Genomic DNA, 24,519 nt, shown 5'->3' with positions numbered 1-24,519 from the left:
GGCGCGGACGGGTTAGCCGGAGATGCGCTCGACATCGGCGCCGCAGGCGACGAGCTTCTCTTCCAGCCGCTCGAAGCCGCGGTCGAGATGGTAGACGCGGTTGACCGTGGTCTCGCCGTCGGCGACGAGGCCGGCGATGACCAGCGAGACCGATGCGCGCAGATCGGTCGCCATCACCTGGGCGCCAGCGAGCCGCGGCACGCCCTCGATCGTGGCGACCTGGCCCGACAGCGAAATCTTGGCGCCGAGGCGGGCCAGTTCCTGAACGTGCATGAAACGATTCTCGAAGATCGTTTCGGTGATGTGCGAGACGCCGCTCGAGCGCGTCATCAGCGCCATGAACTGCGCCTGCAGGTCGGTTGGGAAGCCCGGGAAGGGGTCGGTGATGACGTCGACCGGCTGCACGCCGCCGCCATTGCGCACCACCCGTACGCCGTTCGGCACGTCGGTGATGACGGCGCCGGCCTGGCCGAGGGCGGTGAAGGCGTTCTGCAGGAGATGCGAGCTGGTCCCGTCAAGGATCACGTCGCCGCCGGCCATGGCGACCGCGATGGCGTAGGTGCCGGTCTCGATGCGGTCCGGCAGGACGCGGTGGCGGGCGCCCGACAGCGCGGTGACGCCGTCAATGGTGATGGTCGGCGTGCCCGCGCCCGAGATCTTCGCGCCCATGGCGTTGAGGCAAGCGGCGAGATCGACCACTTCCGGCTCGCGCGCGGCGTTCTCGAGGACGGTCTGGCCCTTGGCGAGCGCTGCCGACATCATCATCACATGCGTCGCGCCGACCGAGACCTTCGGGAAGACGAAGCGGTTGCCGACGAGGCCGCCCTTGGCTTCGGCGACGATGTAGCCGTTCTCGATGTCGAGCGTCGCGCCGAGCGCGCGAAGGCCGTCGATGAAGAGGTCCACCGGCCGCGTGCCGATCGCGCAGCCGCCGGGCAGCGAGACCTTCGCCTTGTGCATCCGGGCCAGTAGCGGCCCGATCACCCAAAAACTCGCGCGCATCTTCGAGACCAGCTCGTAGGGCGCCACGGTGTCGACGATGGTGCGCGCGGTAAAGTGGATGGTCCGGCCGTTCGACGGCGTCTGGCTCATCCGCTTGCCGCTGACGGAATAGTCGACGCCGTGATTGCCGAGAATGCGGATCAGCTGCTCGACATCGGCGAGATGCGGCACGTTCTCCAGCGTCAGCGTGTCGTCGGTGAGCAGCGAGGCGATCATCAGCGGCAAAGCGGCGTTCTTGGCGCCGGAGATCGGGATCGTCCCGTTCAGCGTGTTGCCGCCCCTGATGCGAATACGGTCCATGTAAATACTGTCCAGCCTGGCACGAGCGGTAGAAGATTTCAGCGGCGCTACCAGCCAAACGCGCTGACAATGAGGCCCGAACGATCTGTCGTTGCAGCCGTGAGCGGCTGTTGCGGCGATGTCACGATCGGTGGACCGCTCTACACCAGCACCGTCCGACATTCAAATCCGCCGGACGTCGCCGGCAAAAGACCGGCGTCAGGGGCGGATCAGCGTGGTGATGCCGAAGATGACGAGGGCTGCCAGCGCCAGCCGCCAGAAGTCGATGCGCCGGCGGAGCAGCGGCAGGCCCAGCGGGCGGATCACCTGGACCAGCATCAGCAGGCAGATCAGAAAGGAGAAGAGCTTGGTCATCGGCCGCCCCTTCTAGCCGAGCCGCCCGCTGCCCGCCATGCGCCCTGGCATAATCTTCGCGACCTGACCAAAAAAGCCCGGCCGCCGTGCAGCGACCGGGCTCGTGCTTCACGCTACCGGCGACGTCTCGCCGCGGTGCGCGCTTACTTCGGCATTAGGACGGAGCCGATGACGTGCACCACGCCGTTCTTCTGCTTGACGTCGGCGGTCTGGATGACCGAGCCGTTGCCCTTCTGGTCGATGACGATGAGCTTGCCCTTGCTCATCTTGACGGTCAGCGGGGCGCCCTCGACCGAGGTGAGGTGCATGCCGCCCTTCTTCTTGGCGCCGGCCATCAGTTCCTTGGCCGAGTAATTGCCGGAGACCACGTGATAGGTCAGGATCTTGGTCAGCGTCGCCTTGTTTTCGGGCTTCACCAGCGTCTCGACGGTGCCGGCCGGCAGCTTGCCGAAAGCCTTGTCGGTCGGGGCGAAGACGGTGAACGGGCCCTTGGACGCCAGTGTGTCGACGAGGCCGGCGGCCTTCACGGCGGCCACGAGCGTCGACAGGTTCGGGGCGTTGGGCGCGTTCTCGGCGATCGTCTTGGACGCGTACATTGGCGCGCCGCCGACCATCACCTGGGCGGAGACGGGGCTGGCCAGCGCGAGTGCTCCGGCGAGGATGGCGGCATAGGTCGAAAGGCTGCGGCTCATGTCAGGGCTCCCTGTTTCTCCCCGTTGTGGAGAGGTGCGGGATATACGAGTGCCCCCGAAGCAACGGATGCAGGCGACTTGCTAATAAATTTGAAGGCGAGGCCGGTTCATTGCAAACGCGTTCTCTTTCACCGTCGCTAACAGCAAAAAGCACTTAGAAAACGCGGGCTTGCTTGCGCAGCGCATGTAACGGCGGCGGAATGTCGCAGCATCGTGCCCTCGGGCATGCTGGCGTCGACGCCGGCCGAATGCCCGTAAGATCGGACAATGAGACGCGCCAAGCCTCCGAGCTCATCGTCCGGGGGCGCGTGATCGCCGTGCGCCCGATCGGACGCACGGCACGCTAGATTTCCTTCAGCTCGCCCGTGGCGATGACCGGGCCGGTCGGCTGCCCGGTCGGCGAGCCGCCGGGCGGCTCCAGCGAGATCGCCAGCATCCCGCCCTTGGCAAGCTGTTCGCGAGTGATGTCGATGCGCAGCGGCGCGGTAGCGCTGAGGAGGCCGAGCGAGACCGGGTTCTTCTCCGGCGCGATCAGCCACAGTTGCTGCGCTTTCGCCGGATCGGTGTTGGCCGAGACCGGCACCAGCGTTGCGCTCAGTGCTCCTGGGTAGACCACCGCGGTATAGAGCGGCACACCGCCACCCTCAGCCGCGAGCGAAGCGGTGAGCGGCGGCAGCTGCGGCCGCGGCTGGACCACGACGAACAGCAGCGCGAGGCTGGCGGCCAGAAGGCCGAAAGAGCCGACGCCGAACCATTGCCAGAGGTGAGACACGCGGCCGGCCGTTGCGGGCACAGCTGCCGGCGTCAGCGCAGCGCGGACGCGAGCGATGCGGGCGAGGTCAGTGTCGATCGCCTGCCAAAGGCCGGCGGGCGGCTCGACCGGCTCAATCGCCGTCAGCATCGGCGCGAGCCGCGTCTCCCAGTCCTCGACGGCGCGGGCGAACGCCGCGTCGCGGCGGACGCGCCGGGCGGCGCGGCTGCGGCCGGGACCATCCAGCACGCCCAGGGCGTATTCGGCGGCAAAGATGTCGTCGTCGACGAAGTCGGCAGCGTCGCTCATCGGTCGAGACACCCCTTGAGCTTGGCAAGGCCGCGGCGGATGAGGCTCTTCATCGTCCCGATCGGCGTATTGTCGCGCGTCGCCAGCTGCTCGTAGGTATGCCCGCCGTAGAAGGCGGACACGATGGCGCCGCGCGCCCGCTCGTCGAGGGTCTCGAGGCAGTCGACCAACTGCTGGTTGGCTTCGGTGCGCTCGAGCACGGCCAGCCCGTCAGGATCGGGCGCCGCGATATCCAGCGCCGCGTCGACCGGGCGGTCGCGCAGCCGGGGGCCGACGACCCGCAGGCGGTCGATGGCACGGTTGCGGGCGATGGTGGCCAGCCAGGTGATCGGGCTCGCCCGCGCGGCGTCGAAGCGATCGGCCTTGTTCCAGACCGTAAGATAGACTTCCTGCAACACGTCTTCCGCCTCTTCCCTGTCGGACAAGATACGCAGGCAGACGCCGAATAGCTTCGCGGAAGTTCTCTCATAGACATCACGCAAGGCGGAGCGGTCGCCGTCGGCCACGGCCTGCAGCTTTTCCACCAGGAATTGACGCGCTTGGTCCACGCTCACGGTCTCATCAGCCAGTCTCGCATTGCGTGTCCTAACCACCAGCGGCGGCAGCGCTTGTCAATCACCGCCGCCCTCTGCCCCGCTTAGTAAGGCGCTTCTGCCGATCCCATCTCGACATAGACGGACTTCAGCTGCGTGTAGTGTTCGATCGCCGCGCGGCCGTTCTCCCGGCCGAAGCCCGAGCGCTTCATGCCGCCGAACGGCATCTCGACCGGCGTCAGGTTATAGGCGTTGATCCAGCACGTGCCGGCCTGGAGCCTGGCCACCACCCGGTGGCCGCGCGCGATGTCGCGGGTGAAGACGCCGGCGGCAAGGCCCATCTCGGACGCGTTGGCGCGCTCGATCACCTCGGCCTCGTCGTCGAAGTCGAAGACGCACATCACCGGGCCGAAGATCTCCTCGCGGCCGATCCGCATGGTGTCGGTGACGTCGGTGAAGACGGTCGGCTCGACGAACAGGCCGTCGGCGAAGTTTGCGGGCCGTGCCGCCTTGCCGCCGAGCGCCAGCGTCGCGCCCTCCTCGGTGCCGAGCGCGAGATAGGACAGCACCCGGTCGTACTGCGCCCGCGAGACCAGCGGCCCCATGTCGGTCGCCTCGTCCATCGGATCGCCGAGCCTGATCTTTTCCGCGCGCGCCACGAGCTTTTCCACGAAGGCCGCCCGAACGCTGCGCTCGACGAAGACGCGGGTGCCGTTCGAGCAGATCTGGCCGGTCGAGTAGAAATTGCCGAGGATGGCGCCGGAGACGGCGGCGTCGAGGTCGGCATCGGCGAAGACGATGATCGGCGACTTGCCGCCGAGTTCGAGCGTCACCGGCTTGGTCTGGGCGGCGGCCGCCTGCATGACGCGGGCGCCGGTGGCGATCGAGCCGGTGACCGAGACCTTGGAGACCTTGGGATGGCCGACCAGCGCCGTGCCGACGTCGCCGGCGCCCTGTACGACGTTGTAGACGCCTTTCGGAACACCCGCCTCGATCAGGATCTCGGCAAGCTTCAAGGCTGACAGCGGCGTCACCTCCGAGGGCTTGAAGATCATCGCATTGCCGCAGGCGAGCGCGGGCGCGGCCTTCCAGCAGGCGATCTGGATCGGATAGTTCCAGGCGCCGATGCCGACGCAGATGCCGAGCGGCTCGCGCCGGGTATAGGCGAAGGAGCCGCCGAGATCGATGTATTCGCCTTTGATGTCGGCGGCGAGCGCGCCGAAATATTCGAGGCAGTCGGCCCCCGAGGCCGCGTCCGCCACCAGCGTCTCGGCGAGCGCCTTGCCGGTGTCGAGGGTTTCCAGCTCCGAGAGTTCGCGGTTGCGCGCGCGGATGATCTCGGCGGCGCGGCGCAGGATCCGGCCGCGCTCGGCGCCGGTCTTGGCCGCCCATTCCGCCTGGCCGAGGGCGGCCGAGGCGACCGCCTTCTCCACCGTCTCCGTCGTCGCGGCATGCAGCCGCGCGATGGCCTCGCCGGTCGCGGGGTAGAGGCTTTCGAACACCGCACCGGCGGGATCCTCGACATAGACGCCGTGGATGAAGTGGGAGGCTGTCGGCTGGGCGCGCATGGCGATCTCTCCTGACCTGAAGACGTCGAGCCCCTTCTAGAACATCGCGGCGGATCGGCTAGCGGTTTTGCGACAGCCTCGGGCGGAGCAGGGCTGGGCGGGACCGGGGCGGGAGGGCGGCGGAACCGTGCCGTCCGGCCACGGTTCTGAAGAATGAGACCTTCAAAGGAGCACGCCATGACCCCCGGTCAGGACCCATACATCACCATCGAGCGCGAGACGCGGCCGGTGACCGTCCACTTCAACGGCAACATCCTCGCCTCGACCAAAGAGGCACTGATGCTGCGCGAGGGCGGACACGAGCCGGTCTATTACATCCCGAAAGAGCATGTCGCGATGGAGTTCCTGCTGCCGACCGACCGGCACACGACCTGTCCGCACAAGGGAGAGGCGCAGTACTGGACGATTTCCGCTGGCGGCCACGCCGCCGAGAACGCCGTCTGGGGCTATGCCGCGCCGAAGGCGGGCGTGACCGAGATCGCCGATCACGTCGCCTTCTATCCCGACAAGGTCGTCATCGAAGTCGGCTGAACGGGCGGAGCGCATTCCCGCCACCCTTTGCCAGCGGGACTTGGGGGCCCGCTTCGGCGGGCCCGACGAGGCGATGCCAGCCTGCCGGACTATACTTCTGGCAGCGCTTCCGGTCTCAACCGGCCACATCCTGTGATCACAAAATCCGGAACATGGAACGACGAGCAGGGTTTTGACCCCGAAGGACATGCTCCAAAGGATCAAGCCCATGCGCAAGTTTCTCCTCTCGACGGTCGTTATGGCCGTGATAGCCGGCCCGGCGCTCGCCCAAGGAATCATTGTCGATCAGGGCGGGCCATCGGCCGGACCCGTGATCGCCGTGGTGCCTGCGCCGCCGTCGGTTCGCCGCTACGTCGTCGACAATCCGACCCCGCCTGTCGTGCTCGAAGGACGTATCAGCCAGGGCAGCGTCGTGCCCGTCGACGTGCAACTCACGCCGGTGCCGGAACATCCCGGCTACGTCTATTTCTACGATGCCGACAACCGGCCGATCGTCGTTCGGGCCGAGGACCGCCAGGTGGTTTACGTCGACGAAGACGGCATTCCGGTCGAAGAGGGGGCGCTGGCCGCCGCGCCGGACGACATGCCGGACGAACTCATCGGCTACGTCACCGACAATCCGCTCGACCCGGTGGCGATCGATGGTAATGTCGAGATCGGCTACGAGGTGCCCGCCAGCGCCGAACTGCAGCCGGTCGAGGGCTATGACGGCTACTCCTACTTCTACCATGACGGCCGTCCCTACGTGGTGAAGACCGCGGAACGGCGCGTCGTCTACTACGCCCGCTAAGCCGAAGGCACATCGCCCCGCCAGACATAGAAAGGCCGCGACACTCTTGGTGTCGCGGCCTTCGTTTGTTCAAAGGTCAGACTCTGAGATTTTCCGTGCTTCGTAGCGCGTCCTAAGAACGGTAACTTGGCTCAGCGGTCGTTGTGGCCGAGGTCGCGGCCGGGATCCATCCGGTCGCGCACCCGCTGCTTCAGCACTTTTGCCTCCGGAAAACCGCCATCGCGCTTGCGCTCCCAGATGACGTCGCCGTCATAGGCGATCTCGAAAACGCCTCCGGTCCCCGGCACCAGCGAGACCTCGCCGATGTCGGTGCCGAAGGTGGAGAGGAGCTCCTGCGCCATCCAGCCGGAGCGCAGCAGCCAGTGGCACTGGGTGCAGAAGGTGATGGTGATCTTCGGTCCCGCCATGTCCGTCTCCTCCGGCGATTGCCTGAAGGCGAAGAGATGGCGGCACGGCGCGCCTGTGGCAAGCACCGACGCCCGCTTGCGCGGTGATCAGCTCTTGGCGTCGGCGACCAGCACAGGACTGGCCCGGAACATCGCGGGGAAGACCTGCTTCAGATTATCGATTTTCGGCTGGTCGTTGACGACGATGTACGGGTAGCTCGGATTCTGCGCGAGAAAATCCTGGTGGTAGGCTTCGGCCGGATAGAACTTCGCCGCCGCGTCGGTCCGCGTCACGATCTTCTCTCCGAACACGCCGGCCTTGTCGAGCTGGGCGATGTACTTCTCGGCAATGGTTTTCTGCTCCGGCGTCACCGGAAAGATCGCCGAGCGGTACTGCGTCCCATGGTCGGGCCCTTGGCGGTTCAGCTCGGTCGGATCATGCGCCACCGAAAAGTAGATCTGCAGGATCTGGCCGTAGGTGATCTGCTTCGGATCATACGTCACCGCCACCGTTTCGGCGTGGTCGGTCGAGCCGGTCGAGACCTGCTCGTACGTCGCCGTGTCGGCCTTGCCGCCGGCATAGCCGGAAACGGCGTTCTCGACGCCCTTCACGTGCTGGTAGACGCCCTGCACGCCCCAGAAGCAGCCGCCGGCGAGGAGCGCGGTTTCCATCCCCTTGGCCCCGCTCTCGTCGACTGCCGGGGGCGGGATGATGACGGCTTGCTCGGCCGCCTGCGCCGGCAGCTGGCTGACCAGGGCGCCGCCCCCGGCAAGCAGTGCGAGCGTCAGGGCGGCTATGCCGAAACGTTTCGTCAGATGGCTGTTGGCGGACATCGGTCCACTCCTTGGTAGCGTGAGAGGCGAAAGTGCGAAGATGACGGAACCATTGGCGTCCGGACGGACCAACCGCGCGTGGAGCTGTCCCGCAGGCTGCATCGGGTCTTATGCTGCAGAAAATGGTCGCTCGCGCGCTCTCCCGCAAATCACAGCTGCGGCACGGCACTGCAACCGGTGTGGCGGGTCGGGACCAAGCCAGAGGTGAGCTGGGAAGGAGCGGGGTCGGCGGTACGGCAACACCTTTGCGATGGCGAAGGCGCTATTCTGGCGCCGCGTTCGCCGGACTGCTAGCATCGCCTCTCGCGAATCCAGGATATGACGGCGCCGATGTCAGTTTCGCTCTACCGTTATGCCTGGCTTCACACCAAGAAGCAGCAGATCTGGATGCTGTTCGTGGTCGTGGCCTCGATCCCGGCGCTGTTCCTGTCGCTGAACCTTCCCAAGCTGATCGTCAACGGACCGATCCAGGGCCAGGGTTTCGAGGAGGGGGCGTCCGCGACGCACAACTATCTCGGCTTCTCGATCCCGCTGCCCGATTTCATCGGCAACGACCTGCCGGTGTTCGGCGGGTTCGATCTCAGCCGCTTGCATGCGCTCTATCTCCTCAGCGGCCTCTTCCTGCTGCTGGTGATCATCAACGGCGGGTTCAAATACTACCTCAACACCTACAAGGGCCGGCTCGGCGAGCGCATGCTCCGGCGGATGCGCTACGAGTTCGTCGACCTCGTCCTGCGCTTCCCGATCCTGCGCTTCCGGCAGCTGCGCTCGCCCGAGATCGCCTCGATGATCAAGGACGAGCTGGAGCCGATCGGCGGCTTCATCGGCGATGCGGTGGTGACGCCGGTCTACCTGATCAGCCAGGTGCTCACCGCCATCGTCTTCATCTTCGTGCAGAGCTTCACGCTCGGCCTCGTGGCGCTCGGCGTGATGATGATCCAGGTGGTGCTGATCCCGCGCATGCGACGGCGCCTGCTGGTGCTCGGCCGCCAGCGCCAGCTCACCGCCCGCCAGTTCGCCGGCCGGGTCGGCGAGATCGTCGAGGGCATCTCGAGCGTCCACACCAACGACACGTCCAATTACGAGCGGGCTGGGGTGTCCGAGGAACTCGGGCGGATCTTCCTGATTCGCTTCGACATCTACCAGTGGAAGTTCCTGGTGAAGTTCCTCAACAACTTCCTCAGCCAGGTCACGCCTTTCATCTTCTATCTCTTCGGCGGCTATTTCGCGATCACCGGCCAGCTCGACATCGGCCAGCTCGTCGCCGTCATCGCCGCCTATAAGGACCTGCCCTCGCCGCTGAAGGACCTGATCGACTGGGACCAGATCCGTCTCGACGTGACGGTAAAATACGAGCAGGTGGTCGAGCAGTTCGACATCGACGACATCGCCGAGATCACGCTGCAGGAGCCGTCGAAGGCGGTGGTGGGGCCGCTCGCCGCGGGCTTCGTGCTGACCAATGTCAGCGCGCAGGACGAGTCGGACGGCCGACTGTTCGAGGAGGTGACGCTCGACCTGCCGATCCACCAGAAGGTGGCCGCGGTCGCCGCGATCGGCGAGGGGGCCGAGCATGTGGCGGAAGTGCTGGCGCGGCTTCGCCCGCCCGGCGCCGGACAGTTGACGCTGAACGGCACGCCGCTCGCCGCCTTGCCGGAGGCCGTCACCGGCCGCCGCATCGCCTATATAGACGCCTCCACCTATTTCCCCCGAACCAGCCTGCGCGAATCGCTTCTCTACGGCCTGAAGCACTACCCCGTCGGCCATGTCGAGCGCCCGAAGGATCGCCAGGAGGCACTGCTGCGGCACGAGACCCGGCTGTCGGGAAACACGCTGCTCGACGTTCGCGACGAGTGGATCGACTACCAGGCGATTGGTCTTTCCTCTGCCGCCGATCTGAACGGGCGGATCGCCACGGTGCTCCAGCTCGTCGTCCTCGACCGCGACGTGCAGCTCTTCGGCCTGCGCACCCGCGTGCCCCAGGCCTTCGAGGAGGAAGCTGCCGCGACCATCCTGCAGGCGCGGCACGCCTTCCGCGAGCGGCTGAAGGCCGAGGGCATGGAGGCCTATGTCGAGCCCTTCGATCCCGACCGCTACATCGTCAACGCGACGATCATGGAGAACATCGTCTTCGGCGCCCCGCGCGATGCCCGGCTCGGCCTGTCGCAGTTCTACGTGCATCCCTTTGCCCGGGAGACGCTGCGGGCCACCGGTCTTGCCGCCAGCCTGTTCGAGATCGGCCGCGATATCGCGGCGACGATGATCGACCTGTTCGGCGACCTCGAGCCCGGCAATCCGTTGCTGCAGCGCATTTCGGTGATGACGGCGGAAGAGCTCGGCGACTACCGTCAGGTGCTCGCGCGGGCCGCCGGTCGGAGCTACGAGCAGGCAGCCCAGCCCGAGCGGGCCGCCCTCGTGCGGCTGGCGCTGAGCTATATCGAGCCGCGCCACCGCCTCGGCTTCATCGACGACGCCTTCATGGCCAAGGTGGTGGAGACGCGCAAACTGTTCCGGAAGGAGATCCCGCCCGAGCTGGCAGAGGTGCTGGTGTTCAACGAGCCCGAGGAATTCAACCCGGCCTCCAGCATTCAGGACAACGTGCTCTTCGGCCGCATCGCCTACGAGCTCGCCAACGCCGGCGAGGCGGTTGAGGGACTGCTGCTCAGGAGTTTCGAGGAGATGGGGCTCGGCGGCATCGTGCAGGAGGCCGGACTGTCCTACGATCTTGGCGCCGGCGCCAAGCGCCTGTCGCTCGGCCAGCAGCAGAAGCTCGGCCTGGCGCGCGCGCTGTTGAAGGCGCCGGACTATCTCATCGTCAACCGCGGCCTGTCGGCGCTCGACCAGGAGAGCCAGTCGAAGATCTGCGCCTCGACGATCGCGTATGGCTCACAGGCCGAACAGCCTTTCGGCACGTTCTGGGTGCTGTCGGCCGCCGCCAACGCACAGCATTTCGAACGCGTCGTCGAGTTCAAGGGTGGCCGCGTCGTCGGCGACGAGCCGGTGACATCCGAAAAGCTGCCGGAGTTCGTCGAGGAGGTGGAGGCCGAACAGGCGGCGGAAACGCCGGCCGCAGAGAAGCCGCAACCGGTCGGCGAGGCGGATGCGGCGCCGCCACGCGTCGCTGCCGATGCGGCAGCTGAGTAACCCGGCGCCGCGCCGGGGCCATCCGGCCGCCGAAGCCGCTTCTTTGCCGAGCTAACGGTGGTCCCGGCAAAGCGAAGACTTGTCATGCGGGGTGGGATGACCGACAGTCCCCTCGACATTACATGGATGTCATCGCTCTTTCGCACGTTTGCGCGAATGAGACGGTGGCACGCTGCCAGCATGCGTAATTATCTCTCGCGGAGATCGTGGTCGTCATGAGCCTTTTGAAGAACGAGGTCGATATTCTGCGGCGCGTGCCGCTGTTTTCCGGCGTCGATGCTCCCAAGCTGAAGCTCCTGGCCTTCACCTCCCAGGTCGTGCGCTACCGCGCCAAGGAGAAGCTGTTCGCACAAGGCGACGCCGGCGACAGCGCCTATGTCATCCTCAGCGGCAAGGCGCGGGTGTTTGCCGACACCGACCGGGGCGAGATCGAGCTGGCCGAGGTCGGCGAGACCGACTTTGTCGGCGAGATCGCCATCCTCTGCGACGTGCCGCGCACCGCCACGGTCGAGGCGACCTCGGACCTGACCGCCCTGCGCGTCAACAAGGAGTGCTTCGGCGAGCTCCTCACCACCTTCCCGTCGATGGGCATCGCGATGCTGCGTGAGCTGGGCTTCCGCCTCAGCCGCACCACCGCGGACCTCGTCGCGGCGGAGTCGCGGAACGCGCACGGGTGATCGCTGTCCGCACGCGCATGGACACGGCCGGGTGCGCCGGCAAAGGGCCTGACGAGGGCATTCTTCAGTGAGCGACGACGGTGCGGAGGCGTTCAGCGTCAAGGTCTGGGGTGCTCGGGGCACGCTGCCGGGGTCAGGAGACCGGCAGCGGGTCTATGGCACTGAGACATGCTGCGTCGAGATGCAGGTCGGCGGCCACCGGCTGATCTTCGATGCCGGCACCGGGATCGTGCCGCTCGGCTGGCAGCTCGCGGTCGAGGGCACCTGCGACATCGACCTGTTCTTCAGCCATGTCCACTACGACCACATCATGGGCCTGCCCTTCTTCGTGCCGCTGTACCGCAAGGGCTGCGCGATCTCGGTCTCGGCAGGGCATATGCTGGACGGGCGCTCCTGCGCCGACATCGTCACCGACTACATGCGCGCGCCCTTCCTGCCGATCACCCCGAAGGTCTTCGCCGCCGACATCGACTACCGCACCTTTGCGCCTGGCGACGTGCTGCATCCGCGCGACGGCATCGAGATCTCGACGGCCCGTTTGCAGCATCCGAACGGCGCCGTCGGCTACCGCGTCGCCCATGCCGGCAAGGTCGCGGCCTACGTCACCGATACCGAGCACGTGCCGGGCGAACTCGACGCGGCGGCGCTGGCGCTGTTCGAAAGGGCCGACGTGGTGTTCTACGACACCACCTACAGCGATGCGGAGATGGAGCGGCACAAGGGTTTTGGCCATTCCTCCTGGCAGCAAGGCGTGCGCCTGGCCGAGGCCGCCGGGGCAAAGCGGCTGGTGCTTTTCCATCATTCGCACATCCGCGACGACGACGAGCTGGCGCGGATCGAGGCGCAAGCGCAGGCCGCGTTTCCGGGTGCCATGCTCGGCCGGACCGGCCTGACGCTCGACCTGACGCTCGAGCCGGATCGGGCGCCGGCCACCGCCGATGCCGACCTTGGATGAGAGCCCCGACACCGCGCGGGTGAGCGGCCGGATCCGCTGGGCGGAGATCGCCGCGCAGCTGCGCGGAGGCTCAAACGCCGAGACGCTATCGCCGACCATCCAGGCCCGCGTCGTGCGCCGGGACGATGTCGGCGAGGTGCTGGTGAAGATCATCCAGCTCTTCGTCGTCTCCTTCGTCTTCGGGCTCTACCTCATCGCCCCGCGGCCCGACGATGTCGGCATGCTGTCCTCGCCGACGCCCTATTTCTTCATCGCCTATCTCGTGGCGACCTCCGCCGGCCTCGTCTGGGCGCTGCGCCCGCCGGTGCCGTCCGCCGTGGTCTACGCCTCGATCGCGCTCGATTTCATGCTGCTCTATCTCTTGATCTGGAGCTTCCACAAGCAGTACGGCCAGCCGCCGAGCTTCGTCCTGAAATCGCCGACGATGCTCTACGTCTTTCTGTTCATCGCGCTGCGCACGCTGCGCTTCGAGGTCCGCTTCGTCATCGCCGCCGGGGCCATGGCCGCCATCGGCTGGCTCTGCATCCTCGGCTGGGTGCTGATCTTCGATCCCGAGCACGCGGTGATCACCCGCAACTACGTCACCTACCTCACCAGCAACATGGTGCTGCTTGGCGCGGAAGCCGACAAGATCCTGCTGATCGTCCTGGTGACGGCGATCTCGGCGCTGTCGCTGACGCTCGCCAAGCGCCTCCTGGTGTCCTCGATCTCGGAGGCGGAGGCAGCCGGCAATCTCGCCCGCTTCTTCGATCCGACGGTCGCGGGCGACATTCGCGGCCAGGCGATCGACATTGCGCCCGGCGGCGGCACGCTGCGCCAGGCGTCGATCCTCAACGTCGACCTCCGCGGCTTCACCACCATCGCCGCGCGGCATCCGCCCGCCGACGTCATCTTCATGCTGGCAAGGGTCCAGGCGGTGCTGGTGCCGATCATCCGGGCGCATGGCGGCACGATCGACAAGTTCCTCGGCGACGGCATCATGGCGACCTTCGGCGCCGTCCGACCGTCCGAGACCCATGCGGCCGATGCGCTGCGCTGCACCGAGGCGGTCCGCGAGGGCTTTGCCGGTTTCGTGCGGGCGGAAGGGCACGCTTCCTGGTTCGCCGCCGACGGCATCGGCGCCGCCGTCGTCGCAGGGCCGGTGATATCGGGGCTCGTCGGCGTCGAGGGGCGGCTGGAGTTCACGGTGATCGGCAGCGCGGTGAACCTCTGTGCCAAGCTCGAGAAGTTCAACAAGGAGATCGGCTCCCTGGCGCTGACGACGCGGAAGACGCTGGCGAAGGCGGAGAGCCAGGGATTTGTCCCCGGCCGGTCGTTGATACGGCAGCATACCGCCATTCCCGGCGTCGAGAGGCCGGTCGAGATTGTCATTCTGCAAGCGGGATCGACGCCGCGCCCCACACCGCCGCCATCCCGCGACGCCCTCTAGGCCTTGAACAGCTGAGCGTTTCTGCTCTGTCCCATCGGATGGCCGCCTAACCGCGGCGCTGCCTTGCCACAGCGCCGGATGCTGCCTCAGTTCGACGAGTGCGGATCGACGGCGTCGCGCAGGCCATCGCCCAGGAAGGAGAAGGCGAGCACCGTTAGCATCACCGGCAGCATCGGCAGCAGCAGCCAGGGATAGAGCGCCACGGCCTCGATGTTCTGCGCCTCCGACAGGAGAACGCCCCAGGAGGTGATGGGCGGGCGAAGGCCCAGGCCGAGGAAGCTCAGCGCGGTCTCGGCGAGGATCATCGAGGGGATCGACAGCGAGGCCGAGGCGATGAGATGGCTCATGAAGTTCGGCAGGAGATGGCGCGAGATGATGCGGCCGGGCGTCGCGCCCATCACCACGGCGGCGGCGGTGAAATCCTCCTCGCGCAGCGACAGGAGCTTTGACCGCACCGCGCGGGCGAGACCCGGCCAGTCCAGGAGGGCCAGGATCAGCGTGATGCCGAAATAGACAAGGATCGGGCTCCAGGTCACCGGCAGCGAGGCCGACAGTGCGAGCCACAGCGGCAGTTCGGGGATCGAGCGCAGCGTTTCCGTCGCCCGCTGGACCCAGTAATCGATCTTGCCGCCGAAATAGCCGGCGAGGCCGCCGAAGAACAGGCCGAGCGCGAACGAGATGGCGACGCCGACGAGGCCGACGGTCAGCGAGATCCGCGCCCCGTGGATCAGCCGCGACAGCATGTCGTGGCCGAGCCGGTCGGTGCCGAGCAGGAACATCGTGCCCCCCTCCGGCGGGCAGACGAGATGGAAGTCGCCGGGGATGAGACCCCAGAAATCATAGCGGTCGCCGCTGCAGAAGAAGCGGATCGGCATCGGCTTCGACGTGTCCGGCGTGTAGTTCCGCTGCAGCGTGTCGAGGTCGAGCACGCCCTTCATGTCGTAGACGAAGGGGCCGACGAACTGGCCCTCGTGGAACAGGTGGATGCCTTGCGGCGGCATGAAGATGTGCGAGGTGTTGCGCGTCTCGAGGCCGTAGGGCGCGATGATCTCGGTGAAGAACACCGTGAGATAGGCCGGGACGAGGAAGCACAGCGCGATCAGCGCGATCCGGTGCCGCTTGAAGCGCCACCAGATCAGCTGGCGCTGCGAGGCCCGCATGTACTTCTCGGAATAGACCGAGCCTTCCGCGATGGTGCGGTCGGGATCGAAGGGCGCGGTGGAAACGACGTGTTCGAGCCGGCTCATGCCTTGCGCTTTCCGGTCAGGCGGACGCGTGGGTCGATCATCGCCAGGAGAATATCGGAGACCAGCATGCCGACGACGGTGAGGACAGCAAGGAACATCAGGAACGAGCCGGCGAGATACATGTCCTGGCTGCGGAGCGACGAGAGGAGCATCGGCCCGGTCGTCGGCAGTGACATCACCACCGAGACGATCACCGAGCCCGACACCACTTGCGGCAGGAGGGTGCCGATGTCCGAGACGAAGGGATTGAGCACAGCCCGCAGCGGGTACTTTCGCAGGATCTTGCCCTCGGGCAGCCCCTTGGCGCGGGCGGTGACGACATAGGGCTTCTGCAACTCGTCGAGGAGATTGGCGCGCAGGCGCCGGATCATGCCGGCAGTGCCGGCCGTGCCGATCACCAGGACGGGCACCACGAGATGGCCGATCAGCGAACTGGTCTTGGCCAGTGACCACGGCGCGTCGGTATAGACCGGGTCCATCAGGCCGCCGACCGAGATGCCGAAGAAGGTATTGGAAGCATAGAGCAGGATCAGCGCCAGGAGGAAGTTCGGGGTCGCCAGGCCGATATAGCCGAGGAAGGAGAGGCTGTGATCGGCGACGGAATACTGGTGCGTCGCGATGTAGACGCCGACCGGAAACGAAACGGCATAGATGAAGAGGACAGTGACGAAATTCAGCAGCAGCGTCAGGAACAGGCGGTCGCCGACCACTTCCGAGACCGGCATGTTGTACTCGAAGGAGTAGCCGAGATCGCCGCGGAACAGGCCGGTGACCCATTCGAAATACTGCAGCGGCAGCGATTTATCGAGGCCGTACTGCTCGCGCAGGAAGGTGATGCGGTCGTCGGTGACGGACTCGCCTGCCGCCCGGAGCTCGGCGATATAGGTGGTGAGATAGTCGCCCGGCGGCAGCTGGATGATGATGAAGACGAGTATCGAGATCACCACGAGGGTGCCCAGCATCGTCAGGACGCGGTTGGAGAGATAGCCGAGCATGGGGCCTCGAGGCTGGGGCTGGCGGGAGCGCCGTGCCGGACTTGCCGTTTCAGGAGGGCGTCATGCCGTAGCCTGAACGCGAAGGGTGCGAAGAAGCCCCGCGATCGTCGGGGCTTCCAGTCTCGTGCCCGGCCTGCTGCCGGATCTACAGGGCGCCCTCAGGGCGTCGCGGCGGCCTGCTGCTGCTGGCCGTCGCCGAAGTAGAAGGTGTCCGGTCGGTAGACGCCGAAGAACGCCCCCGGGTTGAAGTTGTAGATCGCCGTCTGCGGCACGTTCTGCAGCTTGTTCGACACCACCACCACCTGGTCGACGCCCGAGACAATGCCGATGCGGAAGGCCTCGTCGGCGCTGATGTCCAGCATCCGCTTCCAGATCGCGGCCTTCGCCCCCTCGTCCAGCGTCACCTTCCAGGTGCTGTTCAGCGACAGCAACTGCTGCACCGCCGGCAGGTCGGGCGCCTGGCCCATCGAGCCCTTGGTCTCGTAGTACTGGCCCCAGAGCGGCCACTCGTTCTGCTCGGAATTGGTCGCGGCCATCTCGCCGGGATCGCTGTCCGGCGTCGGATAGGCGTTCTCCATGCCGGTCCACACCGACATCAGCGTCGCGCCGGAGCCAAGGCGGCGCGAGAGCGTGTCGCGCTCGGTCGGCTTGGCGAGAATCTTGATGCCGATCTTGCGATAGTCCTCGGCAATCAGCCCGAGCACGTCGATCTGCTCGAGGTCCTCGCCCGCCGTCTCGACGACGATCATCATCTGGCGTCCATCGGGCAGCATGCGGATGCCGCCGGAATCCTTCTCGGTCAGGCCGAGCCCGTCGAGCAAGGCGTTCGCCTTGTCGGGATCATAGCTCGCCCATTTCTTGGTGCGTGCCTCATCGTAGAGCGGCGAGCCCGGCAGCACGGTGTCGGTGATCGGCAGCGCCAACCCGTAATAGATCGCCTGGTTGATATCCTCGCGGTTGAAGCCGATCGACAGAGCGCGGCGGAAGTCGCTGTTCTGGAACAGCTTGCGCCATTCCGGATCCTCGCAGTTGAGGTTCGGGTAGAGCGCCACCTGTGCGCCCTTGCCGTTCTTCCAACGGCGGACCTGGTAGTCGTGCCGGGGCGCCGCCTGCTTCAGGAAGGCGTAGTTGCCGAAGGACAGATAGCTCGCCTGCAAGTCCGCCTCGCCGGCGCCGGTCTTGGCCGGCACCAGGCGCGAACTCGCGATCGTCATGGCGACCTCGTCGATATAGGGCAACTGGTGCCCGGCGGTGTCGACGCGGTGGAAATAGGGGTTGCGGGCGAAGATGAAGCGGTCCGACGGCGGCTCGGTCGCCAGCACCCAGGGCTGCAGCGAGGGCAGGTCGGGATTGGCGTTCTTGTAGGACTGGTCGTACTTGAAGTGCAGCGCCACCCAGTTGCGCTGGCCCTTCTTTTCGACGAGCGCCGCCAGCTTCTCCGGATTGGCGTATTTCTTGTGGAATTTCTTGAGGTAGTGGGCGGGGCGATAGATGTCCAAGGGCTGCGCGCCGGCCAGCGCCGGCAGGAAATAGGGATTGGGTTTTGCCCATTCATAGCGAATCGTGACGTCGTCGATGAAGGTCACGGTCGGCGGCTTTCCGTCGACCATCAGCTCCCGCGGCGGCCCCTTGGCGCTCATCTCGGGATTGTTGACGATGTCTTCCCAGTAATAGCGGAAGTCGTCGGCGGTAAAGGGCTCGCCATCCGACCAACGGTGGCCCTTGCGCAGGTGGATGGTGAAGATCCGGCCTTCCTCGACGTCGATGGCTCGGGCGATGTCGGGCACGATCTCCTGTTCGGGCGTATAGCCGGCAAGCCGGGCATAGCCGTAGACCACCATACGCCGTGTATCCTTGGCCTGTCCCTCGACCAGCCGTAGCGTGCCGCCGTACTCGCCTTGGGTCGCGCCGCGCGCGGCCATGTCGACCACCAGCGGCTCGGCCGGTACGCGCTCGGTGATCGGCGGCAGTTCCTTGGCCGCGACTTTCTCGGCGAAGACCGGCTGCTCCTTCATGTCGGCGGCAAAAGCCGTCGCCGACAGGAGCGCGGCGGTGAGGGCGCCGAGCGCCGCGACGCACAGGCGCCTCGTACGGGATGGGGATGGCGCGAAGAACATCGTCAATTCCCTCGTCTGTCGCCCCGTGGGGCGATCAAATAGTTGGAATGGCCCTTGTCGGAGAAGATTCGCTCGACCCGATAGTTCCGTAGCGTCATCCATTCAAAGAAAGCCAGTGTATTGTCATTGGCGATCTCGATGAAGATCAGCGGCCGTTCGCGCGCAATCGTCGCTTCCGCACCGGCCAGCACGCGCATCTCCATGGATTCGACGTCGATCTTCAGAAAGTCCACGCCTTTCGTCAAGGCATCGTCGAGGCGCATCACCGGGATCTCGCCCGCGGGGTCGTCGACGAGGCGCGAGGCGCCCAGCCCACCGCGCTCGGAGCGCACGGCATTGACCCGGCCGGGCCCGTCCGACAGGCCGATGCCGAGCTGCGACAGGTCGACGTTCGAGAGATGGTTGGCCGCCACCGCCCGCCGCAGGATCGCGGCGACGTCGGGCAAAGGCTCGAACGGCAGCACCGAGGCCGCCCGCATCGGGCCGGCGAAGAACACCGTGTGGTTGCCGGTATTGGCGCCGACGTCAACGATCCGGCTGCCCGGCGCGACCCGGCGCATCAAAGCGTGCAGTTCTTCTGCCTCGAAGAAGTCGCCGCGGGTCTGGTCGCGCTCGATGCCGGCGTTCTCGCCGGTATAGGGCAAGAGATAGGTCTCGCGCCCGAAACGCACCGGCAGCAGCACGGGATCGGCCGCGAGCCGCCGGATGACCGCCGCGCGCAGAGCGGGGCCCGCCAGCGCCGGCGCAGCAGTGACGGTGGTCAGCGGCTGCGCGAGCTTGATCGCCGGGATCTTGGCCCAGAGCGCGAAGAGATAGTCGAGCCAGTCGGCCTCGGCCGGGAGCTCCGCGAGGATCGTCTCCGCTTCCGCGACGCGGACGAAGTGCGTCTCGCCGATCCACCAGTGCAGCAAGGCATGCCCCAGCCGCTCGGGCTCGTCGAAGGCGAGGCGCGACGGCCGCCAGACAGCATCGCCGCTGCCGGCCACCGCGACCCCACCGAAGATGGCGCGATAGGGCGTGAGCGCAGGCGCGGCGATCGCCAGCGCGTCGGGGCGGAGCGTCTCCCCCAGCGACGGCGCGATCATCCAGTCGCAGCCCTCGGCACGTGCGCCGCTGCAAGCCTGCCGCAGCCGATCCAACGGATCGGAACCGTCGATCGCCGCCAGCAGCACAACGTCCTTAAACCCGCCGTGGCACAACGCCCTGTAACTGCCGGTCCCGTCGGCAGGGCTCAAAATCTCGGCGAAGACGGCCAGACGGCTCATGCCGGCTCGGCTGCGCGCGCCGGAATCCCGTCCGCGCCGACCGCCTCGGGGCCGAAACCGCGGCGATAGTTGTCGTGATAGGCGATGAGCGGCGCGTCGATCGGCCCGCTGGCATAGACGCCGAGCTTGAAATAGGGCGCTTTCACCTCGTTGCGGTAGCCGAGCGGCCCGTCGAACTCGAACAGCAGCTTGCCGCCGAGAAAAGCGGAGATCGAGGACGTGCCGTGGCGCGACCAGCGGATTCGGAAGACGAAATCCAACCAGCTGCCATGCGCGACGGCCGGGATCTCGTGGAACACGTAGCGCTTTTCGGGATCCGACGACGCGACCTCGGCGAAGGCACCGGTGAAGCGCAGCGTGCCGTCGAGGTAGCGCAGCGCCAGCGGCGGCTTGCCGGCGGGATCGCCGAGCGCGGCTTGGTCGTGCCATTGCGCCAGCACCACGCCGGTGCCAGCTGGCGGCTGGAATTCCGGCGGCAGGAAGGTCGAAAAGCTGTACCAGATGTCCCGATCGAAGGGCGGGTTGTACCAGTCGCGCAGCTCGGCGCGCAGGCCCTGGCTGACATGATCGCCCGGCCGCAACTCGAAGCGGCAGGCATGTGTGCCGCTGCGCACGACCTCGCTCTGCACCACGGCGGAGTGCGGGCCGGCCAGACGCCGGACGCTCCAGCCGTCCAGCAAGCCGCTGGCGAAATCGAGGTTCACCGTGTCGCTGCCCTTCGGATCGGTGGCGAGCGCCTTCTCGATCTCGGCGTGCTCTTCTAGCGTGCGTCCGCCGAGGTCCAGCCGTTTCGGCACGCTGTGGGCGCGGATGTAGTGGTCGTCGCCCGCGGGGATCAAATGCGGCTCGCCGTTCGCAGCGTCCGCGGCAAACGGTGCCCCCCAGATTGCCGGGTTCGACTGGCGCTCGAGGCTGATCTTGTCGAAGTCGAGCCGGTGGTTCGGGTCGGGCTGCGGCACGGCGGAGATCAGCGCGCGGGTATAGGGATGCAGCGGCTCGCGGAACAGCGCCTCGCGCGGGGCAAGCTCGACGATGCGCCCCGCCGCCATTACGGCGATCCGGTCGGCGAGATAGTCGACCACGGCGAGGTTGTGCGAGATGAAGAGGTAGGTCAGCCCCAGCGCCGATTTGAGGTCGCGCAGAAGGTTCAGGATCTGCGCCTGGATCGACACGTCGAGCGCCGAGACCGGCTCGTCGAAGATGATCAGTTCCGGCTCCAGCGCCAGCGCCCGGGCGATGCCGAGCCGCTGGCGCTGGCCGCCGGAGAAGGAATGCGGGTAGCGGTTCATGTGGGTGTCGTCGAGCCCGACGAGCCGCAGCAGTTCGCTGACCCGCGCCTTGCGGCTCTTGGCATCGCCGATGCCGTGGATCACCAGCGGCTCCGACAGGATGCTGAGCACCGTCATCCGCGGGTTAAGCGCGGAATAAGGGTTCTGGAAAACGTATTGCACCCGCGTGCGCCAGTCGCGCAGCCGCTCGCCATCGAGCGTCAGCACATCGATCATCGCCGCGCTCCCGGCGCCCGGCGTCTCGCGCATCTCCACCGTCCCGGCATCGGCGGTCTCCGAGCGGACGATGATCTTCGACAGCGTCGTCTTCCCGCAACCGCTCTCGCCGACGAGGCCAAGGCACTCGCCGCGGCGGATGTCGAGGCTGACGGCGTTGACCGCCATCGACAGCGCCTGCTGCTTCTTGCCGAGCCAGCGCGTCTCGCTGCGGTTGCTGAAGCCCTTGGAGACGTCGCGGACCTTCAGCAGCACCTCCTCAGAACCGGCCTCGGGGGCCGCCTGCTTGCGGCGCCCGGCGGCGCTCGCCATGTCGACCTTGATCTCGCGGATCGGCATCAGCCGCTCGCCCGGCTCCATATCGAAGCGCGGCACGGCCTTCAGCAAGGCCTTGAGGTAGGGGTGGCGGGGCTCGGCGAAGAGGTCCTCGGCGGTGCCGCTTTCCATCACCTTGCCATGGTGCACCACCACCATCTCGTCGGCCATGTTGGCGACGACGCCGAGATCGTGCGCGATGAGGAGGATGGCGGTGCCGTCCTTGTCCTGCAGCTGGCGCATCAGCTTCATGATCTCAGCCTGCACCGTCACGTCGAGCGCGGTCGTCGGCTCGTCGGCGATCAGCAGCGCCGGCTTGCAGATCATCGCCATGGCGATCATCGCGCGCTGGCAGAGCCCGCCCGAGAGCTCGAACGGATAGGCGTCGACCTTGCGCTCGGGATCCGGAAAGCCGACCGAGGCGAGCGCGTCGATGCTCGCCCGGCGCGCCACCTTGTCGTCGGCGCCGCGGTGGATCTTCAACACCTCGCCGATCTGGTCGCCGATGGTATGGAAGGCCGAGAGCGAGGTCGTCGGCTCCTGAAAGATCATCGAAATCCGCCCGCCACGGATTTTCGCGAAGGCCTCGGACTTCTGGCCGAGCGAGGCGAGGTCGATGCCGCCCTTGGCGCCGTCGTTGAACAGGATACGGCCGTCGAGGCGCCGCGCGATCGGCGGCAACAGGCCCATGATCGCCTGCGCCGTCACCGACTTGCCGGACCCGGATTCGCCGACGATGGCGACCGTCTTGCCCGCCTCGACGCGAAAGCTCAGCCCGTTCACGGCCCGCGTCTTGCCCGCCATGGTCTGGAATTCGACGGTGAGGTCTTCGACGCGCAGCAGATCGGTCATGGTGCCCCAGACAATTTAGCGTGTTGTCTCAAGACCTAGCAGTGTTTTCGCCGATTGCCAGCGACAGGCGGGATGTTCCGCGATTGCCGGCAAAAGAATCTCGAGAAAGCCGAAGCCTTCCGCGTCGTGGACGAGATGATGGGTGAGGATGCCGGTCGGCTCGTCCCGCTCCGCCGTGCCGTCCGCCAGCCGCCCGAGCCGCGCCAGCAGCATGCCGAGCACCGTCTCCTCGCCGAGGAAGCCGCGGGTGCCGCGCCAGTCCACCGGGTCGACATGGGTGTTGATCCGGGGCAGACCATCGCCGCGCGCAGTCCGGTCGCCATAGACCGAGAGCGCGGCGAAACCGAGCGCCGGCAGGCCCGCCACGACGTCCGAACCGATCCGGTTCCAGGGCGGCACCAGCATGTCGGCGACACCGGTGAAGCCGGCCAGCCGCCGGCGCCCTTCGGCAAGCTCAGTCAGCACGTCGGCGGTCGGGCGATCAGCGCCGAGCTCGCATTTCTTGGCGCCCGCCGCGCCGTGGTTGGCGTGCGAATAGCCATGCTGGAGCACCGTCACGCCCGGCAGCCCGTTCAGCCGCTCGGCCAGCGCCGGCTCGGCATGGGCCGGGATCACCGCCAGGGCCAGCGGCACGTCGCCGGCGACCGCGATCAGCCGGTCGAGCGCCGGCGTCGGCGCCACCGCATCGTCGTCGCGCAGCCAGAAATCCACCGGCCGGCCATCCTCGCCGAGACGGGAGAGCGCATCCCGCAACTGAGTCCAGAGCGGTCCCCCCGTCATTTCCGTTTTCCCGCAACTTCCGCGACGAGACGCGCGGTGGTGGCGGCGCCGTCGAGCGCGAAGTCGACCGGGGCCATCGCCCGCCGCCGCGGCGCGTCGGCCAGCGCCGCGTCGATCGTTTGGGCGAGCCGGTCCAGCGCGCTTTCCGGCAGGACGTGGAGATAGCCGCGCTCTTCCAGCCGCCGCGCGCGGTCGGCCTGCTCGGTCTCGGCATCGCCGCCATAGGGCACGATAACCGCCGGCACGCCGGCGCGCAGGAGGTCGATGGTGGTGTTGTAGCCGCCTTGCGAGATCGAGAGCGCTGCCCGCGGCAGGATCTGCGTGAAGTCGGCGCGGAACCGTTCGACCACGACGGCGCCGCCGCCGTCCTTTTCTGCCCGCGCGGCCTCCGCCTCGACCTCGGCAAAATCGGCGTCGGGCAGCCGCGGGCCGGTCAAAAGGCGCCAGTCCAGCCCATGCGCCTGGCTGCGTGGCCGGGCGGCGAGGGCGGCCCGCATCAAGGGCATGCCGACGCTGCCGCCGCCGGCCGAGACGAGGATTTCGCCGGCGCCAACGGTCTCGGCGCTGGCGCCGGGGACGGGCGAGCCGATCGCGGCGCTGACATAGCCGGTGTAGTGCAGCTTGTCGGCTATCTCAGCCACCTCTCCAAAACTGTCGCCGAATTCCGCGAAGGCGGGGTCGCCGTGCACCAGAACGGCGTCGAAATGCTCGGCCACCAGCCGGGCGGTCTCCTCCTCGCGCCCGGGCTTCGATGACCGCACGAGGATGTCGCGCACCGAGGAGAGGAGTGCCGGTCGCGGGCTGAAGGACGACACCTCCTCGATCAGCGGCAGCAGCTCGAAGCGGAACTGCCGGCGGCCGAAGGGGTAAAGCTCGAACAGCACGACGTCCGGCCGCAGCGTCCGGGCGAGGCCAAGCAGAGCATCGCGCCGCCGCTCGCGCCAGGCATCGTCGACATCCCGCCCCTCGGCATCGACGAGGGTCGAGAAGGCCTCGTCGCGGATCGTCGCCGGCGGCAGCTGGACGAGCCGAGCGCCGGGATAGGTCACTTCCGGCACGGGTTCGCCGCCATGCGCCACGGTCACGTCGAGCCCGGCCTCAGCCATCGCCGCGGCAATGGCGGCGGCGCGCTTGAGGTGGCCGATGCCGAGGAGATGCTGGACGTAGAACAGGATTTTCACTTCGCGCCCC

Annotated in this window: 21 protein-coding genes; 6 read left to right on the top strand and 15 right to left on the bottom strand. The window is 67.1% G+C overall.

All coding sequences use genetic code 11. The features are described from left to right. Positions 1–12 precede the first annotated feature (12 nt). The 6 genes from murA to betB all read right to left on the bottom strand — a co-directional run bounded on the left by murA (position 13) and on the right by betB (position 5,509). Positions 13–1,302 carry a UDP-N-acetylglucosamine 1-carboxyvinyltransferase gene (murA, locus tag ACZLZQ_RS03585; protein WP_472948198.1) on the bottom strand — a complete coding sequence of 430 codons (1,290 nt, stop codon included), beginning with the start codon at positions 1,300–1,302 and terminating at the stop codon, positions 13–15. Between the two features lie 198 nt (positions 1,303–1,500). Next, positions 1,501–1,656 (bottom strand): hypothetical protein, encoded by a 156-nt coding sequence (locus ACZLZQ_RS03580; protein WP_472948197.1) that lies wholly within the window; start codon positions 1,654–1,656, stop codon positions 1,501–1,503. A gap of 143 nt (positions 1,657–1,799) precedes the next feature. After that, entirely contained in the window at positions 1,800–2,348 is a 549-nt protein-coding gene (locus ACZLZQ_RS03575) for a fasciclin domain-containing protein (RefSeq protein WP_472948196.1), read from the bottom strand. A gap of 343 nt (positions 2,349–2,691) precedes the next feature. Then, positions 2,692–3,408 (bottom strand): anti-sigma factor, encoded by a 717-nt coding sequence (locus ACZLZQ_RS03570; RefSeq protein ID WP_472948195.1) that lies wholly within the window; start codon positions 3,406–3,408, stop codon positions 2,692–2,694. Beyond that, complete coding sequence (locus tag ACZLZQ_RS03565) at positions 3,405–3,962, bottom strand: sigma-70 family RNA polymerase sigma factor (protein ID WP_472948194.1); 558 nt, start codon at positions 3,960–3,962, stop codon at positions 3,405–3,407. Before ACZLZQ_RS03565 ends, ACZLZQ_RS03570 begins: the two co-directional genes overlap by 4 nt. Before the next feature lie 83 nt (positions 3,963–4,045). Beyond that, positions 4,046–5,509, bottom strand: a complete 1,464-nt coding sequence (gene betB / locus ACZLZQ_RS03560) for a betaine-aldehyde dehydrogenase (RefSeq protein WP_472948193.1) — start codon at positions 5,507–5,509, stop codon at positions 4,046–4,048. A 177-nt stretch (positions 5,510–5,686) separates the two neighbouring features. Between betB and ACZLZQ_RS03555 the strand changes: the two genes are divergently transcribed. Together ACZLZQ_RS03555 and ACZLZQ_RS03550 are read left to right on the top strand one after the other, a co-directional pair. Further along, positions 5,687–6,040 carry a DUF427 domain-containing protein gene (locus tag ACZLZQ_RS03555; protein ID WP_472932025.1) on the top strand — a complete coding sequence of 118 codons (354 nt, stop codon included), beginning with the start codon at positions 5,687–5,689 and terminating at the stop codon, positions 6,038–6,040. Between the two features lie 208 nt (positions 6,041–6,248). Continuing rightward, complete coding sequence (locus ACZLZQ_RS03550; protein WP_472948192.1) at positions 6,249–6,830, top strand: DUF1236 domain-containing protein; 582 nt, start codon at positions 6,249–6,251, stop codon at positions 6,828–6,830. 131 nt (positions 6,831–6,961) lie between these two features. On the opposite strand, the gene ACZLZQ_RS03545 is transcribed toward ACZLZQ_RS03550, so the two are convergent. Beyond that, a complete protein-coding gene (locus ACZLZQ_RS03545) occupies positions 6,962–7,237 on the bottom strand; it encodes an Rdx family protein (protein ID WP_472948190.1) in 276 nt (91 codons plus the stop codon). 87 nt (positions 7,238–7,324) lie between these two features. Next, entirely contained in the window at positions 7,325–8,050 is a 726-nt protein-coding gene (gene msrA / locus ACZLZQ_RS03540; RefSeq protein ID WP_472948189.1) for a peptide-methionine (S)-S-oxide reductase MsrA, read from the bottom strand. 330 nt (positions 8,051–8,380) lie between these two features. Here msrA and ACZLZQ_RS03535 point away from each other — a divergent pair, with 330 nt between their 5' ends. The 4 genes from ACZLZQ_RS03535 to ACZLZQ_RS03520 all read left to right on the top strand — a co-directional run bounded on the left by ACZLZQ_RS03535 (position 8,381) and on the right by ACZLZQ_RS03520 (position 14,252). Then, entirely contained in the window at positions 8,381–11,191 is a 2,811-nt protein-coding gene (locus ACZLZQ_RS03535; RefSeq protein WP_472948188.1) for an ABC transporter transmembrane domain-containing protein, read from the top strand. Between the two features lie 215 nt (positions 11,192–11,406). Further along, entirely contained in the window at positions 11,407–11,868 is a 462-nt protein-coding gene (locus ACZLZQ_RS03530; protein ID WP_472932030.1) for a cyclic nucleotide-binding domain-containing protein, read from the top strand. Between the two features lie 67 nt (positions 11,869–11,935). Beyond that, complete coding sequence (locus tag ACZLZQ_RS03525; RefSeq protein WP_472948187.1) at positions 11,936–12,823, top strand: MBL fold metallo-hydrolase; 888 nt, start codon at positions 11,936–11,938, stop codon at positions 12,821–12,823. Then, on the top strand, positions 12,807–14,252 hold the full coding sequence (locus tag ACZLZQ_RS03520) for an adenylate/guanylate cyclase domain-containing protein (protein ID WP_472948186.1): 1,446 nt from the start codon (positions 12,807–12,809) through the stop codon (positions 14,250–14,252). The genes ACZLZQ_RS03525 and ACZLZQ_RS03520 overlap by 17 nt, the downstream gene beginning before the upstream one ends. Before the next feature lie 86 nt (positions 14,253–14,338). Here ACZLZQ_RS03520 and ACZLZQ_RS03515 read toward each other — a convergent pair whose 3' ends face one another. From ACZLZQ_RS03515 to ACZLZQ_RS03485, 7 genes are all read right to left on the bottom strand, one after another. Further along, positions 14,339–15,499 carry an ABC transporter permease gene (locus tag ACZLZQ_RS03515; RefSeq protein ID WP_472948185.1) on the bottom strand — a complete coding sequence of 387 codons (1,161 nt, stop codon included), beginning with the start codon at positions 15,497–15,499 and terminating at the stop codon, positions 14,339–14,341. After that, entirely contained in the window at positions 15,496–16,494 is a 999-nt protein-coding gene (locus tag ACZLZQ_RS03510; protein WP_472948184.1) for an ABC transporter permease, read from the bottom strand. Before ACZLZQ_RS03510 ends, ACZLZQ_RS03515 begins: the two co-directional genes overlap by 4 nt. A gap of 158 nt (positions 16,495–16,652) precedes the next feature. Further along, positions 16,653–18,611 (bottom strand): ABC transporter substrate-binding protein, encoded by a 1,959-nt coding sequence (locus tag ACZLZQ_RS03505; protein ID WP_472948183.1) that lies wholly within the window; start codon positions 18,609–18,611, stop codon positions 16,653–16,655. A 2-nt stretch (positions 18,612–18,613) separates the two neighbouring features. Continuing rightward, positions 18,614–19,876 (bottom strand): FkbM family methyltransferase, encoded by a 1,263-nt coding sequence (locus ACZLZQ_RS03500; protein WP_472948182.1) that lies wholly within the window; start codon positions 19,874–19,876, stop codon positions 18,614–18,616. Then, the gene (locus tag ACZLZQ_RS03495) at positions 19,873–22,548 is read right to left on the bottom strand and encodes a dipeptide ABC transporter ATP-binding protein (protein WP_472948181.1); all 2,676 of its coding nucleotides are present in this window, start codon (positions 22,546–22,548) and stop codon (positions 19,873–19,875) included. Before ACZLZQ_RS03495 ends, ACZLZQ_RS03500 begins: the two co-directional genes overlap by 4 nt. A gap of 15 nt (positions 22,549–22,563) precedes the next feature. Then, positions 22,564–23,328 (bottom strand): polysaccharide deacetylase family protein, encoded by a 765-nt coding sequence (locus ACZLZQ_RS03490; protein WP_472948180.1) that lies wholly within the window; start codon positions 23,326–23,328, stop codon positions 22,564–22,566. Beyond that, on the bottom strand, positions 23,325–24,509 hold the full coding sequence (locus ACZLZQ_RS03485; RefSeq protein WP_472948179.1) for a glycosyltransferase family protein: 1,185 nt from the start codon (positions 24,507–24,509) through the stop codon (positions 23,325–23,327). The genes ACZLZQ_RS03490 and ACZLZQ_RS03485 overlap by 4 nt, the downstream gene beginning before the upstream one ends. Between the last annotated feature and the right edge of the window lie 10 nt (positions 24,510–24,519).

The organism is Mesocryomonas lacus, assembly GCF_055730105.2.
The sequence above is the reverse complement of the archived record's forward strand: the minus strand, read 5'-3'. Positions and strand labels throughout refer to the sequence as shown.